The sequence below is a fragment of the Bartonella sp. PS17NMGDW genome (assembly GCF_042193555.1).
Taxonomy (GTDB): Bacteria; Pseudomonadota; Alphaproteobacteria; order Rhizobiales; family Rhizobiaceae; genus Bartonella; species Bartonella grahamii.
This window is the reverse complement of the sequence record NZ_JBHILY010000002.1, coordinates 140,443-157,094: the sequence shown is the minus strand read 5'-3', so window position 1 is coordinate 157,094 and position 16,652 is coordinate 140,443. Positions and strand designations below refer to the sequence as shown.

Genomic DNA, 16,652 nt, shown 5'->3' with positions numbered 1-16,652 from the left:
GAATTGCCTATTCATAAATATGATAACCTATGACTTTGCATTATATTATTTTGGTAGAAAGCTTAATAATGAGATTAAAGTAAGGTAATACTTCCTTTTTCAACAACCGCATAAGCGCGTAGAATATAAGTATTCTACTTTCGATATTATCCCATAAAAAATCGATATAAAAACTGTGAAGCAATGCACAATTTTTATTATTTAAAAGGTATTCTCTCTGGAGATTTTTAAAAGCTTTAAAGTTACGTGAAAAGGATAGAGTTTTGTTTATATAATAAGACTTATCATGAAGATCTCTTATTCTTTCAGTAACATCATTACTCAGATTCATAAATGCATATTTGTTGCACAAATTTATGGAGATTTTAAAAGAGCTTTTTCACATAAGGAAGTCCTCTTCTTGTCTTGCATTTTTTTTTAATTTCTCCTACCGTCTTGGAAAAACTTATTTTAAAGGAATAAAGAATGGCAGCTCAAGATTTTGTTGTCAAAGATATTGCACTTGCCGCTTATGGTCGTAAAGAACTTGATATTGCTGAAACTGAAATGCCTGGTTTGATGGCTTGTCGCAAGGAGTTTTCCTCTAATCAACCTTTGCGTGGAGCGCGTATTTCTGGCTCATTGCACATGACAATTCAAACAGCTGTTTTAATTGAAACATTAAAAGCAATTGGCGCCGATATACGGTGGAGCTCTAGCAATATTTTTTCTACGCAAGACCATGCAGCAGCAGCTATCGCCGCAACTGGTATTCCTGTATTCGCCGTTAAGGGTGAAACATTGGAAGAATATTGGACTTATATAGATGCAATTTTCCAATGGCCAGATGGTAATCCTTCCAATCTTATTTTAGATGATGGCGCTGATGCCACAAACTATATTTTAATGGGAAGTCGTGCAGAACAAAATAAAGATATCCTATCGCATCCCAAAACAGAAGAAGAAGAAATTTTTTTCAAACAAATACAAAAGCGTATGGATGCAACGCCAGGATTTTTTACACGACAGCGCGCAGCAATTAAAGGTGTAAGCGAAGAAACCACAACAGGTGTAAACCGTCTTTATCAGTTACAAAAAGAAGGGCTTTTGCCTTTTCCTGCTATTAATGTCAATGATAGCGTCACTAAATCAAAGTTTGATAATAAATATGGATGTAAAGAATCATTGGTCGATGGTATTCGACGTGGAACAGACGTGATGATCGCTGGTAAAACTGCCATTGTCTGTGGTTATGGTGACGTAGGAAAAGGTTCAGCAGCATCTCTTTCTGGTGCTGGGGCTCGTGTTAAAGTAACAGAAATTGATCCTATTTGCGCTCTTCAAGCAGCTATGGATGGCTATGAAGTTGTTAATTTGGATGATGCTGCTTCCAGTGCTGATATTATCATCACGACAACAGGCAATAAAGATGTTGTTCGTTTAGACCATATGCGACAAGTAAAGGATATGTGTATTCTTGGGAATATTGGTCATTTTGATAACGAAATCCAAGTCGCAGCCCTTAGAAATTTGCCATGGACAAATATTAAACCACAAGTTGATATGATCACCTTTCCCGATGGAAAACGCATCATTTTGCTCTCTGAAGGGCGTTTGTTAAACCTCGGGAATGCGACTGGGCATCCCTCTTTTGTCATGTCAGCCTCGTTTACTAATCAAGTTTTAGCGCAAATTGAACTTTTTACCCGTACAGAACACTATACAAATGAAGTCACTGTTTTGCCTAAACATCTTGATGAAAAAGTTGCACGTCTACATCTTGATCGGTTAGGAATAAAATTAAGTGTTTTATCAGAAGAACAAGCCGCTTATATTGGAGTCACACCACAAGGACCTTATAAACCAAACCATTACCGTTACTAAACATTTCCTTGGGTTAAAAAAGGGTAAGATGTCGTGCGCAGCTTTGGTGACTATAACCCCAAAGAAAAAGCTCAAAAAATGATTCGAATCTATGCGTATATATTTTGCCTTTTTTTCTTTTTTTCTCCAACATGCGCTGTTGCTCAGTCATTGGAAGGTTATTTACCATTTTTCTTCACTTTACTAGATGGTCCATGGCTGCTTTTAGCGCTGTGTGGAGGAATTTCTTGTGCTTCACTTCTCACGTGTCTAGCTGTTATTATGTGTGCAAAAAAAACTGCACAGAAGCCTTTGAAGATAATTCAGGCAAATTTTTCTGAAAAACTTAAATATTATGAATGGCTTCTGGAAGAAACCGAGCAATTCCTTCTTATTTGGGAAAATCCAACAACCTTACCCCGTGTCGTTGGTGCCCTTTCTGCATTGCAAAAAATAGGAATCGATCAGAAAGATTTTCAGCGTTTTGAGCTCTGGGTTGAAGAAAATTCTCTGCGAGAACTTGATTATGCATTGACTCAACTACGTTGTAAATGTCACTCTTTTGATCTTTCTATCACCACCACAAACAATGTACTGCTACAAGTTACAGGCGTCATCGCAGGAACAGTCGCTATTGCTCGTTTTCAAGATATCTCAAAACAACAGAGTGAAAATGCTCGTTTACAGAAAGATATCGCCCGCCTTCTTACTGAACTGAGAATGCAGCGTAATCTTCTTGATCTTATTCAAGAGCCCGTATGGATAAAAGATTGTGAAGGAAAAGTTTGTTTTATCAATCGCGCCTTTAGAGAAATGACAGACTTTCGTGAAGGCAGTGATGAAGTGGGGGATCTTTTCAATGAAAATACACAACGCAAAACAGATGAAATAGAAACAATTTTTCAAGAACATGTTCACACAGTTATTGATGGAGAACGACATCGTTTTCATCTCACACGTATTACAACAGCCGAAGGGATGGCAGCTTTTGCGCGTGATGACAGCGCATATGAAAATCTTGCTCATGAATTACGTTATGTTCTTCAAAGCCATTGTGAAACACTTGACCAAATTTCAACAGCTGTAGCTATTTTTGATACAAACCAAAAATTAAAATTCTGTAATCATGCTTTTAAAGTTTTATGGCCGTTGGAGACTTCCTTTTTAGAAAGTGAACCAAGCCATACATTATTTCTTGAACGTCTACGTGAAAAAGGGCTCATTGCTGAACACCCCGATTGGCGCGCATGGAAAGAAGAACTTTTTAAAGCCTATCGACAAACAGAATCGAACCAACAAATTTGGAATCTTCCAGATGGGCGTACGGTGCGTGTTATCTCGAACCCTCATCCACAAGGAGGTGTCACTTGGCTTTACGAAAACCTTACAGAAAAAATTGATCTTGAACGCCGTTATAATACACTTATTAAAATACAAGGTGAAACACTTGATAAACTTTCCGAAGGCGTGGTTGTTTTTGGTACTGATGGACGCCTTCGTTTATCGAATCCTGCCTTGTCGAAATTGTGGTCGCTTCCTTATAATTTACTGGTAGAAGGGACCCATATTACACAGTTACAAAGCCATTGTTCAGCCTTAATCTTAGGACAAGAATGGGATCAATTTACCAAATTCATTACCGGTTTTGCTGAAAAACGTGAAACATATTCAGGTCGTATAGATCTTAAAAATGATATGATTATTGACTATACTCTGGTTCCTCTTCCCGATGGACAAACAATGCTTACTTTTGTGAATGTTACAGACACTGTCCATGTTGCGCGTGCTCTTCAAGAAAGAAATGAAGCATTAGAAAGTGCTGATCGTTTGCGTAATGAATTTGTCCAACATGTTTCCTATGAATTGCGTACACCTCTCACCAATATTATTGGATTTTCGGATATTTTACGTGATCAAATTTTCGGCTCTATCAATAAACGTCAACAAGAATATCTTGGGCATATTCATTCAGAATCAGGAACTCTTTTAAATATTGTTAACGATATTCTTGATCTTGCTACCCTTGATGCAGGCATTATGGAGTTGGACATAAAATCGGTTAATATTGCAGATGCTATGATACAAGCAGTAGCACGTATAGAAGATCGCCTTAATGGACGCCATATTACGCTTTTACAACAAATTTCTCCTTCCTTAAATTCCATTTCTGCTGACGAAAAACGCTTGCATCAAATTTTTGTGAATGTGCTGAGTAATGCTATTAATTTTGCAACGGAGGCGAGCACTATTGAATTTTGCGTTGATGAACAAGATGATAATATTGTCTTTAGCGTTCACAATGAAGGCTCTGATATTCCAAAAGACGTCCTTGATCGTATTTTTAAACGTTTTTCTTCTCATTCACACCATGGCGGGCGTGCAGGAGCGGGTCTTGGCCTTTCCCTTGTGAAGAGTTTCGTTGAACTACACGGTGGACATGTTGAGATTCTTACCGGTTCTGGAAAAGGAACAACAGTTAAATGTTTTTTCCCACTTCCCAAAGGAGATAAGATTTTTTAATTTCAATCTTTATTATAACAAAAATTTTTCATCCATTTCATGGAACCCTTAATGAACTTTAGTTTTTTTCTTGAAAATGAAGAGGCAACAAAGCTTTTTGCACAACATTTAACCCTTTCTTTAAAGCCGGGGGATCTTGTAACGCTGCAAGGAGATCTTGGGACTGGAAAATCAACTATTGCACGTACAATCATCCAAACACTTGCGAACGATAATACTATGGATGTTCCAAGCCCTACTTTTACTCTTGTGCAAAGCTATCAACTTCCACAGTTTGAAATTATTCATGCTGATCTTTACCGCCTTTCTATGGCAGAAGAAATTGATGAATTAGGGCTTCATGAAGCTCGTGAGAAAAATATTTTACTTGTTGAATGGCCAGAAAGAAATACAGCTCTTTTAGAACTCGCCACTTTTGCACTCACCTTACACTATAAAGAACATGGGCGTCATGTAACACTCAGATCAGCACAACATTCCATTGAACGTTTGCAACAGTCTTTTGCAATTCGTACATTTTAAAAAAACATCGACATGAGCATGAACATCATCATTTTTTAATTGATAATACCTCAATACGTACCGAAATTTGAGATGATGAACAACATAAAGAAGTCCCTCATGGATGTAATCAACTATGAAGATGAGATGAAATACTGGCTCTTTTATATAACAATGACATAAATTGCAAAGGACTCCAAACAAAAATCTCCTTATTTCTAGATTGATATTGCCTTTTTATGTGTTGAAAGCACTATCTATCTCTATAGTCTTATTCAAGAAGAAAATACCTTTATGAAATTATCATTCACCCAATATTTTTGACGCGCATATAAGGAAAGAATTGCCTATATTCTTCATACAGGGCAATTTTTTATAAAAAATAGTCAATTGAATCATGCATAAAAGTACGAATTCTTAAATTCATTTAACATTTTGATTTTATTATCTTTTTATTATAATATAATGCAAAAAAGAATGTTTAAAAAATCAAAAGGAGAGACAAAGCTTCTCTCCTTTATAGTGATTATATGTGGAATTAACTAAGCCCATCTTTTATCCATTCAGAAAGACGTCCTTTAGAGGTAGCACCAACCATATTCGATGAAATATTTCCATTTTTAAACATTAATAATGTAGGGATAGAACGTACTCCGTATTGGGTAGCCAGTTCCGGATTTTCATCAATATTTACCTTAGCAATTTTAACTTGATTTTGCATTTCCATTGAAATTTCATCCAAAATTGGAGCAATCATTTTGCAAGGTCCACACCATTCTGCCCAAAAATCAACCACAACAGGGGTGGAAGAGGTTAGAACTTCACTTTCGAAATTGTCCTTATCAACTTTTATACACGTCATTGATTTATCCTTTATATTCACTCTTTATAGATTGGTATGATAACAATTCATATCAAGTTATTGCAAAGATAAATTATTAAAGGACTTTTTTACACCAGAGATTGTGCATTATGTTTGTTTGGGCGATTTTATAAAAGTAAAAAAGCGTAAGGATACTTTGAAGGAAAGGAATAACTTATAAGGCAACTTCACCAAGAAACGCCTCGAGTTTTTCTGGAGAAAGCTTAAAAATTTTGGCTTCTTTACTGTAGATAAGCAGAGCTTGGATATCTTTATCAGGATGAATAGCTTGTAATAATTTTCGGTAAAGAGCCATTTGCAACCAGTGATGGGAAGCAATAGCAGCTTCATTTTCTGGCGGGGTTCCTGTTTTAAAATCGGCAAAGATGATGCTGTTTTGCGTGATGTAGAGACGGTCAATTTGACCAGAAATTGCGTGTTCTTTTCCACGAATTTTTACAATACCCATTAAGGAAACCTCAGCACGTGAATGCTCAGAAAAAAGGGGCTTGAGGTAAACATGATCTAATATTTTCCAAACATGGCGAAGAGCATCTTCTCTTTGGCTCTTATACCAATGAGAGGCTTTGATATTGAGATAGTTTCGAGCATAGTCTCGACGTTTTTTGGGGGGGTAATCGGGTAAATATTGTAATAATCGGTGAACGATATTACCATATTCAATGAAAAAAGCTCTGTTAGTGTTTGTTTCTCCTAAAACAGGGGAGATGGTAAGCTGTTTTGGACTTGAGGACAGCTCTGTATCAGCTTCAATGGCAAGGCTCGCGACTGAGGGTTTTAACGGTTTTGGTAGCACTGGCTCTTCTGGTACTTTATGGGAGAAAAAAGCAGGCAAAGGTGGTAAGGTTTGGCATTCAGCGCAAGGGACTTTTGGGTTTATAGAAGCAGAAGAAGGAGGTGTAATACAATAACGCCAAGCTGCAATATCTTCCGCAGAATCTTTTATAGCAAGAGCATGCGGTTCAAGGGCTTTTTTTACCAGTTGTAACCATGTATGAGATGGCGTTTTCTGTCCTTTATATCCACAAATAAACAAGCGATCCTCAGCGCGGGTCATTCCTACATAAAGAAGGCGCCTATATTCTTCTTCTGCACGCTCTTTTAAGTGTGAAATTGCTTGTTTAGAGAGTTTTGTATCAAACTTTTCATTGGGACGCCAAATAAAGGTTTGTTTTCCGTTCCATTGTGCATTGTTTAAAGGAACTTTAAGCAAGTGAGGCGCATGCTGAGGATGCCAAATCGCACTACCAGGATCAACTAAAAACACAATAGCAGCCTCTAGTCCTTTTGCAGCATGAACAGTCATAATGCGGATTTCTTCATTATTTTGTTCAAATTCACGTTTAATTTCTGGTTCACTTGCACTTAATGTTTCTAAAAAAGCTTGTAATCCTGGTAATCCTGTTTTTTGAATAGTGAGCGTATAATCCATAAAAGCATCGAGCACATCATTTGCTTCAGATCCTAAACGAGACAGAATTTTTTGTCTTCCCTTATCATTATTCAAAATATAGCTATAAAACTCGAAAACCGGTATTTTATCCACTAAAGCGCGATAATGGTTTAGCTTTTCAAAAGCATCTTTAAAAGATATCTGCGATGATGCGTGCGTACATAAGCTTTGCCAAAGAGAGCCGGTGCGGTGTGCAGCAAGCTGATAGAGTTCCTCTTCACTAAGAGCAAAAAGGGGGCTTTTTAAAACACAAGCAAGAGAAAGATCATCTTGTGGCTGCAAAACAAAACGTGCAAGCGCCATTAAATCACGGATACTAATATGTTTGGTAAGCTGTAAACGATCAGCCCCTGCTACGGGAATATTGCGGTGTTTAAAAGCACGGGTAAGAGCTGAGACAAATTGATCACGTTTACGAACCAATATCATAATATCACTTGCCCGTATTAAGCGTCCTTTTGCTGGAAGCATTTCACCTTTTTGTAACCAGTTGGCAATAGTTTCAGCAATTTTTTCTGCTAAACGAACTTCAGGGGTATCTAAATGATCAACGCTTAAATGCCAATCATGAGGAAATTCACTCGTCTCTTGGGAAATTGCATCCCATATAACAACTTCACCGGGACTATGAACACGAATAGCTTCATGCACCGTTTTTGTATTTTCTGCCGAAAGTCCTTTATAGTTTTCTGGTGTTTCAAAAACAATATCAACGCTTTTAAGAACATCCGCTGTAGAGCGAAAAGAGTAATGCAGTTGTATTTTTTCAAATTGTTGATTGGTTTGCTGCACTTTTTTTTGAATGATTCGTCCATTTTCAGCAAAATTTTCTGGAGCTGCGCCTTGAAAAGAATAAATAGATTGCTTTTCATCTCCAACAGCAAAAAGAGTCCGTATATTTGTTCGTTGGCTATAACCTGAGAAAAACTCTTGTGCCAACAGTTGAATAATTTGCCATTGCTCAGGATTAGTGTCTTGTGCTTCATCAAGTAGAATGTGATCAAGCCCACGATCAAGTTTATAATGAACCCATTGGCTTGCACCTTTACGCTGTAACAAATGAAGTGTACGCTCAATAAGGTCGTCAAAGTCTAAGAAGCCATTGGCCTTTTTTAGATTCGTATAGATTTTGAGATAAACAGCACATAACTGAAAAGCAGCCATATTGAGAGTAGCAACTTTTGCGCATTGATATTTCTCTAAAAGAATAGAAAGCTTTTTTTGTTTATCTTCAAGCATTTGTTGAATAAAAGGCCAAATTTCATCTGATTTTTTACGAGATAAATGTGAAAAATTACGCGGCTCACCTTTTGTTGTAAAATAAATATCAGAAATAATATTGAGAATATTTGTCTCATCATGCACCTTTTCTAATTGGGAAAGTTTTTCCACCATATCCTTAAAGCTTTGACTACCATTGATTTCACAATGCTTAAGAGCATAAAGAGGAAGGCGCGCTGTTTGTTTAATTTGTTCCAGCAGATATTGATTTGTTTCATTGGGCGCTAAGTTAAAAAGCGCGCGCAATTTTTCTTCTCCATTTTCAGATAAAAGAGAAGATAAAAAATCAGACAATTTATGTTGCTTTTCAACTGCCTCATAAAGCAATTGGTTAAAAGTATGTTCGCTAATAACTTGAAGTAACTGTTGCAAAGCAGGTTGTACATCACGACGGGCTAAAAGTTGACGACGAGATTCTTGTCGTAATTTTTTTCGACTGATATCATCGGGAAGTTCAAAATGCCCTGCAATATTGGCTTCTAACATAAATTGATGCAAGAGAGATTCACAAAAAGCATGAATCGTTTGGATTTTTAAGCCACCAGGCGTTTCGAGAGCACGCGCGAAGAGTTGTCGTGCATAAGTTAGTTTTTGCGCATTAACAGGTTTTTTTTCAAACCGTGTTAAGGTTTCTTGCAGCTGTGCATCATCGAGTTCATTCCAACTGGAAAGCGTGCGAAAAATTCGTGATTGCATAACAGCAGCAGCAGCTCTTGTATAAGTAAGGCATAAAATACGTGCTGGAGGCGTACCGTTTAAAAGCAAACGGATAACACGTTCACTTAAAACGTGGGTTTTTCCAGATCCAGCATTTGCAGAAACCCACACGTTTTTTTGGGGATGTGTTGCTGTTGCTTGTGCATCAAGAGCGGCTTCAGGAATAGAAAAAAACGTCATGATTACTCTTCTTTATGAAAACCACTTGACCATTCCCACAACCGAGCCAAATGGTCGTAGTCACCTTCATATCGTTTTGACATGGGGACAGCATGTGAAAGATAACCTTGTTGTGGATTTTTATAATAAGTTATGAGTGCGATAAGATTTTCCCATGCATTGTCAGCAAGATCAACAGCACTTAGATGAGTTTTTCCGTCTTTTTTCTTTAAAAGAATTGATTGGGATTTAATTTCACCTTTTTTGTTAAGAGGAATGTAAAATAAATTTGAGGGGGTAAAATCTTGAAAATCTGGGAAGCCCCCTTGTATGAGTAAAGCTGTTTCTAAAGCCAATTGCGGAAATAATAATTCACGAACTTGTTTTGATGAAGGAGGGGTTCCGGTTTTGAAATCTAGAATTTCAACCGTTTTATCTGGCAAAACATCAAGACGATCAGCACGTCCTGAAAGGGTTACTCCTGTTGTTCCTATAGGAATTTTTTGTGATACCACTTCCGAATATCGCTCTCGCAGTCCTAAACTTTGTTCCCATTGAATAAAGCGTGGAGCAAGATTTTCAAAACTATTCCACCAAATTACTTCAATATCGGGTGGAAAATTGAATTTATCAAACTCTTTACGTCCAATAGAAAGCAGTACATTGAGTGCATTTGCATCATTTGGATTTTTTATTTGTGTGCAAAAGGCTGCAAGAATAGCGTGATAAAGTGTTCCACGTTCTGAAGCGCTAGGATCATGAATAAGTTCTTTAAGTGGTTTGAGCCGTAAGATTTTTTTAGCATAAATAGCATAGGGATCATATCGTAATGTTTCTATTTCAGTAACTGAAAAATGACGCGGGCGTATATCAAGAGGCGGAGCAGGGCAAGGACGTTCCACCTCAGAAGTTATGCTTGTATGATCAAGCATCTTTGCCCAATGGCGTAGTATTTCACCTCGTTCACGGATTTGTTCCCAAACCTGTTTTCCTACAACTGTTTCCATGCGTTGTAGCCAGCGTGAAGGAATGGAAGGCGTATGATTAACGCGCAATGCGCGACTCATCACCACTTTATCCATTCCCATCGCCCATTGAAAATCATGCGCGGAAAGACCAATACGCTGCTCTGGTGGTTCCAGAGTTAACATCATTTTCATCGGTCGCGATAAAAAAGCATCATTTCGGGTTGATATCGGCCATGACCCTTCATTAAGACCGCCGATGACCACTGTATCAACTGTTTGCAAACGTGATTCCAACGTACCCCAGATGAATAAACGTGGATGTCCTCCAGGCGAAGGTGTGACAGAACGGGTTGCTATTATGGCAGAAAACATAGCGGGCCATTCGCAAAGATGAAATGTTAATCCGGATTGATCACTGACCAATTCACGTAAAAATTTTGATAGGGTTTGTCCTGCTTCGTGTTGATAAAGATGTGCAAGAGAATTATTCTCATTGCGCCCAAAATTTTCAAAAACCTCAACAGTTGCTATCGCAGCTTCGTTGATGGTACATTCTTTCTCTTTTTTCATAAGAGATGTTAAAGGTTCAACAGCTTTCCTCAAAAGATGACAAAGGAAACGTGCTTCTTCACATTTCTGCTGATCAAGAGCGTTGATTTCAGAACTATTATGAAAGTGCGTTTCAATCCATTTTTCAAGAAATTGATCACATTCGCAAAGATTGATGCGTCCTGTATTCCCTCGAAGAACAAAAAGTTCAAAATTTTCTGCCATTTCCCGTAAACGATGACGGTTTTGTTGGAGTGTTGTCAGTGGATGTTTAAGAAGAGAAAGAAAAGCAATGGGATCATCGGGTTGCAACACATTTTCTAAGATAAGTCGTAAGAGAGTTACAGGCAATGTTTGTGCAAGTGGTATTCCGCCTGAATCATTTGCTTCAATTCCAAATCGCTGTAATTCCACAACAACACGGCGTGCTAAATTACGGTCGTTTGTAATAAGGGCTGCAGTTTTTTGAGGTTCTTCAATAGCTTTGCGTAAGGTAACAGCAATCGCGAGAGCTTCTTCACGTTCATTTATAGCTTCAATAAATGACCAATCTGCACAAAGATTTTCATAATCGTTACGGACAATTTGTACCCATTTATCTGTTGTAGAAGCTGGTCGGAGTGCTTCTGATAAAAGAGCCATTCGTTTTTTCTTTGTTATACTTTGTTGGCCAATTTCGCAAACATGATGACGTTGACACTCCATGAGAGTTAGAAGTTTTTTTAAATGATATTGAGGATGGCTAAAAACATTTTCTGCAAGATCAAAAAAATCACAAGCTGTTTTTTCTTCATTGCTTGTGCTTAGTGCATTCCATTGTTCTTCATCCATATGAAGATCAAGGCCAGGAAGAACAACAGCCCCCTTTGGTAGAGAAGCGATAACCTTTAAAAGATGAGAAACTGCGGGCATAGAACCTGATACACCAGCTGCAATGACCGGTTTATCAGGCGGCATACGTCGTAAAGTTTCTGCATGCATTGTGAGTGCTTGATTACGCCATTCCGCGGGATTACTTCGTTGTCTTTCTGTCAAGATTTTTGGCCAATTTTGCGTAACAATAGTCAAGAAATCGAGCGTTATTTGCCACCATTCAGCGACCATATCAGATGCAATATTTTTAAGTTTTGACCAGTCTGCTCCTTCTGTTTCAATTTCGTCCATCAAATGTGCTAAATCTTGCGCGAGCCAAATAGCATCAGCACTATGAGCCGGAATAAGCACATCTTCTGTACCAAACATGGCACGCAGATGCGCAGGCAAATTTTCACGCCATGGACGGATAAGGCGCGCTAAAAGTAAAAGACGTTCGCTTTCTCCAATAGGCGGATCGAGAGCGCTGGTATGATTTTCAACAAAAAGGAAACTGTCTTCATCTACATCTCCTAGAGCACGAATGGTTGGCAAAAATGTTGATTGTGTATCACTTCTTTCAACAAAAGCTAAACGCAAAGCGCGAGCAGCACGACGTGTTGGAACATAAATAAGGCTATCAGCAAGGGCAGTTTGAATATCTCCACTGGAAGCGAAATTATCAATAAGGCTACCAGAAAGTAGTGCATCAACAAAGTGAGGCAAAAAAGCAGTTCCCGGAGAAATAGAAAAGACACGCGGTTTATAGGTCATATGATCTCATATTTGGGATAACAAATTTCAGCTTATTGATTATTTGTATTATTTTGACTGTATACAATATTTATACAAGGAAAAACTGAAAAGCTATATTTATACAGCAGATTTTTTAGTTTAAATTTAAAAAAATATTGAAGTAAATTATATGTCTTAAATCATCGCGAAAAAATATATAAAATTTTTCTGATATTTTTCAACGTAGAATTGGCTACAGTTTATTCTCTAACTCAAATAGGTAATATAAAAATAAATATTAAAGTTTTAAAAGGTGCTAGGGGTACCAATGCATTGCAGCTCTTTGAATATAATAAATTTACCGTATTCTTTATACAGTGCAATCTGAAAATATCCTTTACATACCCCACCATTTTCAGAAAAAAATAATATGTCTACCTTTAACAGCGAAAATAGATTACTTTTATGGAGAGAGTTTTGCAAAAGTTTATCGTGCAAGCCTCTATCTTGCTAGGATCACATCCCTTATGCAAAATAGAATGCCCAAAAATATCATTATGTTGCAATTTTATATGTTTGTTTTTAAATAGACATCTTTCATTGTACTTGAGCTTACCTCGTAATGTCGTCCCATAATAATATAAATGAATAGTATAATGTAAACTTCCGTGAATGGGATAAGATACATCACACACCACCATCGTTACATCATAACGCTACAAACCACCATAATCACTTTTTTACCCTCGCCCAATATTTTGAAAGCTCTTGGCTATAGAGAAAATTTATAAGAGGCTTTGTATTTCTTGCTTCAAGTGTTTTTACGCACACACCAATCCTACTTATGACGTGAAAACAAATGATTTTGATTGTTTCAATATGAAAAACGATAAATTATCATTATAAATCAAATTATTGTAGAAAATATTTTTCTTTATTTTAAGAGCGTACTTGATAATCCTTAAAAGCTGCAAATTTTATTTTCGGTGCCCGCTCTGCTTCATAATTCAATGAAAAATGATTTTCTGCTAAAAAAACTGGATCACCTTCTAAATCATACGCAATAGCAGAGCGGTGATTGCTGAGAAACTTTTGCAACTCATCTTTGCTCTGCGCTGAAATCCAACGGCATAAATTAAAGCGCGCTGATTCAAAACTTACCGGCAGAGAATATTCCACCTTAAGTCGTTCCGTTAAAACATCAATTTGCAAGGCACCAATAACACCAATGAGAGAAGGCGACCCATCATCAGGAATAAACAATTGTACAACCCCTTCTTCAGCCATTTGTTGCAAAGCTTCTTTGAGCTTTTTTGCTTTCATTGGATCGCCCAAACAAACACGACGCAAAATCTCTGGTGCAAAATTTGGTACTCCCTTAAAGAGGATATCTTCTCCTTCAGTCAAAGTATCGCCAATACGCAATGTTCCATGATTAGGAATCCCTACGATATCACCGGCATAGGCTTGGTCAGCAATTTGGCGTGAACGCGCAAAGAAAAATTGTGGAGCCGAAAGTGTCATCGGTTTTCCTGTTCGAACCAACTTTGTTTTCATACCACGTTCAAGTGTTCCCGAACATACCCGAAAAAATGCAATACGATCACGATGATTAGGGTCCATATTCGCTTGAATTTTAAAAACAAATCCCGTCATTTTAGGTTCCATGGCTATGACATTGCGCTGATCTGCACTTTGATCACGAGGACTTTGACCAAAATCAATAAGCGCATTGATCAAATCACGAACACCAAAATTTCGCAAAGCTGAACCAAAATAAACCGGAGTCATATGACCTTCACGGAAAGCTTGAAGATCAAAATTCTTGCAAACACTTTGAGCGAGTTCTACCCCTTCAATAAAAGTTGAATGTTGATATTCAGGGAGTAAATGGACAACCTCTCTGGGATTTGAAACTATCCGCTGTGTTATCTCATCATCTTTTTGACGAAAACGATTATGATGAAGGTCATAGGTACCAACAAAATCTTTACCCGTACCAATTGGCCATGTTATAGGCGCAGTATCAAGAGCAAGCTTTTCTTCAATTTCATCTAAAAGCTCTATAGGATCACGTGCCTCACGATCCATTTTATTGATAAACGTAACAATAGGAATATCCCGCATCCGACATACTTCAAACAATTTCAGTGTTCTTGGCTCAATTCCGCGTGCCCCATCCAATACCATGATAGCACTATCAACAGCTGTGAGAGTGCGATAGGTATCGTCCGCAAAGTCCTCATGTCCTGGAGTATCTAGGAGATTAAAAATATGATTTTCATATTCAAACGTCATCACCGAAGTCACAACGGAAATACCACGATCACGCTCAATATTCATCCAATCAGAACGGGTTTGAATACGATCTTTTTTGGCTTTTACTTCTCCTGCAAGTTGAATAGCACCACCAAACAATAAAAGCTTTTCTGTTAATGTTGTTTTCCCCGCATCTGGGTGAGCAATAATTGCAAATGTACGGCGTCGCTTTACTTCCTGCACTCTTCGTTCCATTATTCCTCCGTCGGCCGTGCAAGTGTTTCAGCAATCAGTGCACGCATTTCATTAATCCCATAAAGCGCTATAAATGATCCCCATCGTGGACCTCGCTCTTGTCCAAGAAGGACTTCATACAACATTTGAAAAAAAACATTGGAAACACCAGGCCCACCTTCAGGGCTTTTTTTGCTATGATCTTGATAACGTTCCGTTAATCGTGCAACATCAAGAAGCATATTTTGTAACATGTTGCCATCAATAGTTTCAGGTAAATTAGCTAATTTTTCCTCAATTTGTGCTAATGTTGCTCGTTCGCTATCATCTGGTATACGAAATTTCTTGTTTGGTTTAACAAAAACATCAAAATATTTAATAGCAAACTTCACCAATTGATCAAGTTCTGGATAAGTTTGTGCATTTGCTCCTTTAGCGTAACGAGAAATAAAACCCCAAAGAACTTCTGCATTCTCCGCATTTGAAGCACTTACCAAATTTAGGAGCATCGCAAAGGATACAGGCAAATCAACCTGCGGTGGACAACCATTATGAATATGCCATACAGGATTATTCAGACGCTCTTTCCATTCTTGGCGACCATAGGCTGAAAGATGCGCATAGTATTCATCAACCGCTTTAGGAATGACATCAAAATAAAGCCTTTTTGCTGTTTTAGGCTTTGAAAACATATAAAGCCCTAAACTCTCTGTTGGAGCATAAGTAAGCCATTCATCAATGGTTAAGCCATTTCCCTTGGATTTGGAAATTTTCTGCCCTTTCTCATCTAAAAAGAGCTCATAGTTGAATCCTTCTGGGGGCTTTCCACCTAATACTTTACAAATTTTAGAAGAAAGATTTGTGGAATCAATAAGGTCTTTTCCTGCCATTTCATAATCAATGCCAAGCGCTGTCCAACGCATTGCCCAATCTACCTTCCACTGACACTTAACCTTGCCCCCTGTAACCTCTGTTTCTATGGTTTCTCCTGTTTCTGGCTCAATATAAGTAACTGTACCTTTTTCAACATTACGCGCAATCATCGGTACCTGTAATACTTTTCCAGAAAAGGGAGAAATCGGTAGAAAGAGTGAATAGGTCGCTTGCCGCTCTTCACCTAATGTTGGTAAAATAATTGCCATAACCTTGTCATAACAGGCAAGAATTTTCAAAAGCGTTTCATCAAAACGACTGGAACTGTAATAATCCGTAGCACTTGCAAATTCATAATCAAAACCAAAACGATCAAGGAAAGCCCGTAACCGGGCATTATTCGCTGCCCCAAAAGAAGGATAATCATCTCCAAAAGGGTCCGGTACACGGCTCAACGGTTGACCAAGATAATGTTCCATCCTTTCGCGATCAGGCACATTCTCAGGAATCTTGCGCAAACCATCCATATCATCAGAAAAACAAAGCAATTTTGTTTTTACTTTATTCTCCGTAAGAATATGAAATGCATGACGCACCATGGTTGTACGTGCAACTTCCCCAAAAGTTCCAATATGCGGTAAACCAGAAGGGCCATAACCTGTTTCAAATATCACACTGTCTGGATAACCCGTCTTTTCATACCGTTTGATAATCTTACGTGCTTCTTCAAATGGCCAAGTTCTCGATTGAGAAGCTGCATCTTTTAATTCAGGCGTAAGGTTAAGGGTATCACACTGATCACGCATCATTATTTGTCCTAAAAATT

The 16,652-nt window shown here is 37.9% G+C and carries 8 protein-coding genes; 3 read left to right on the top strand and 5 right to left on the bottom strand.

Features of this window, described 5'->3' with window-relative positions:
- Positions 1 to 465: 465 nt before the first annotated feature.
- The 3 genes from ahcY to tsaE are packed head-to-tail and all read left to right on the top strand — an operon-like array spanning position 466 to position 4,884.
- The gene (ahcY, locus tag ACFIJK_RS02100) at positions 466 to 1,863 is read left to right on the top strand and encodes an adenosylhomocysteinase (protein WP_375626161.1); all 1,398 of its coding nucleotides are present in this window, start codon (positions 466 to 468) and stop codon (positions 1,861 to 1,863) included.
- 33 nt (positions 1,864 to 1,896) lie between these two features.
- Complete coding sequence (locus ACFIJK_RS02095) at positions 1,897 to 4,362, top strand: PAS-domain containing protein (RefSeq protein WP_375626158.1); 2,466 nt, start codon at positions 1,897 to 1,899, stop codon at positions 4,360 to 4,362.
- 51 nt (positions 4,363 to 4,413) lie between these two features.
- Positions 4,414 to 4,884: a tRNA (adenosine(37)-N6)-threonylcarbamoyltransferase complex ATPase subunit type 1 TsaE gene (gene tsaE, locus ACFIJK_RS02090; protein WP_375626156.1), complete on the top strand. Its 471-nt coding sequence runs from the start codon at positions 4,414 to 4,416 to the stop codon at positions 4,882 to 4,884.
- 517 nt (positions 4,885 to 5,401) lie between these two features.
- Here tsaE and trxA read toward each other — a convergent pair.
- From trxA to ACFIJK_RS02065, 5 genes are all read right to left on the bottom strand, one after another.
- A complete protein-coding gene (gene trxA / locus ACFIJK_RS02085; protein ID WP_012754458.1) occupies positions 5,402 to 5,725 on the bottom strand; it encodes a thioredoxin in 324 nt (107 codons plus the stop codon).
- A gap of 175 nt (positions 5,726 to 5,900) precedes the next feature.
- Positions 5,901 to 9,377 carry a double-strand break repair helicase AddA gene (gene addA / locus ACFIJK_RS02080; protein ID WP_375626154.1) on the bottom strand — a complete coding sequence of 1,159 codons (3,477 nt, stop codon included), beginning with the start codon at positions 9,375 to 9,377 and terminating at the stop codon, positions 5,901 to 5,903.
- Positions 9,378 to 9,379: 2 nt separating this feature from the next.
- Positions 9,380 to 12,499: a double-strand break repair protein AddB gene (gene addB, locus ACFIJK_RS02075; protein WP_375626152.1), complete on the bottom strand. Its 3,120-nt coding sequence runs from the start codon at positions 12,497 to 12,499 to the stop codon at positions 9,380 to 9,382.
- A 900-nt stretch (positions 12,500 to 13,399) separates the two neighbouring features.
- Positions 13,400 to 14,974: a peptide chain release factor 3 gene (locus ACFIJK_RS02070; RefSeq protein WP_375626150.1), complete on the bottom strand. Its 1,575-nt coding sequence runs from the start codon at positions 14,972 to 14,974 to the stop codon at positions 13,400 to 13,402.
- Entirely contained in the window at positions 14,974 to 16,635 is a 1,662-nt protein-coding gene (locus ACFIJK_RS02065) for a lysine--tRNA ligase (protein ID WP_375625501.1), read from the bottom strand. The genes ACFIJK_RS02070 and ACFIJK_RS02065 overlap by 1 nt, the downstream gene beginning before the upstream one ends.
- Between the last annotated feature and the right edge of the window lie 17 nt (positions 16,636 to 16,652).